This window comes from Microcystis sp. T1-4 (genome assembly GCF_000297435.1).
Taxonomy (GTDB): Bacteria; Cyanobacteriota; Cyanobacteriia; order Cyanobacteriales; family Microcystaceae; genus Microcystis.
In genome coordinates this window covers 1-835 of the sequence record NZ_CAIP01000316.1, presented here as the reverse complement: position 1 = coordinate 835, position 835 = coordinate 1, and the positions used below count along the sequence as shown (strand labels likewise).

The 835-nt window shown below is 33.3% G+C and carries 1 protein-coding gene; it reads right to left on the bottom strand.

The window, feature by feature from the left end; translation table 11 throughout:
• Positions 1 to 216 precede the first annotated feature (216 nt).
• A complete protein-coding gene (locus MICAI_RS16655) occupies positions 217 to 429 on the bottom strand; it encodes a 2-oxoisovalerate dehydrogenase E1 subunit beta (protein ID WP_008204776.1) in 213 nt (70 codons plus the stop codon).
• Positions 430 to 835 lie beyond the last annotated feature (406 nt).

Here is an 835-nt window from a genome sequence, read left to right as displayed (position 1 = left end):
TGTGGGATATAAAACTCAAATTTGAACTATTGTTGTGGAAAGATACTAAGATGACAAAAATACAATTAATTCAAGCGGAAATTGAAAGCCTTACTTCTGATGAATTTTTGTATTTAAGAAATTGGATCAATAAGTTACACGATCAACAGTGGTAAAAACAAATTGAGGAAGATTACATAGCTGGAAAACTTGATTTTCTAATTGAAGAAGCATTATTTAAAAAAAGCAAAAATTCATCACTCTAACAATATGTAAACAAATAATTTTAGGGCGATTTTCCCTATCATTATAATGACAATTAACGGCATCTTTTACCATTTCTCGTAAAGATTGTAAATCATCGGCTTCGGTAAAAATAGACTCGCCTAATGCCCTTGCTGTATATCCCCCTTCCGGTGCATCTTCCACTAAAAAAACTATTTCTGTCATATTTCCTTCTTTACTCTCTAAATTTTTGCAGTAATTTTAATTATAGTTTGTTTAGTTTTTTATATAGCACTTTTTAAAGCTTACAAGATTAGCGTTCGCCGTTTATCAACCCTAATCGCCTCTTTATTGCCAAAATGTAGTTAAACAAAGTGCAACCCAACACCAACCAAATAAATTAATAGTTGATCATGTTGGGTTTCGTGCCTCAACCCAATCTACCAAATCGGCGAGCGCACTAAAACAGAGGCGATCGCACTGATGTGGCCTTACTGGGGAAAAAATGGTATGATAATAACAATTTATGAATATTATTGGCAAGTAATTATGTCATCTTTAGTTATCTCACAACATATTGAAATCACTGCTAGTATCTGTGGCGGAAAACCTCGTATTGCTGGACATCGAA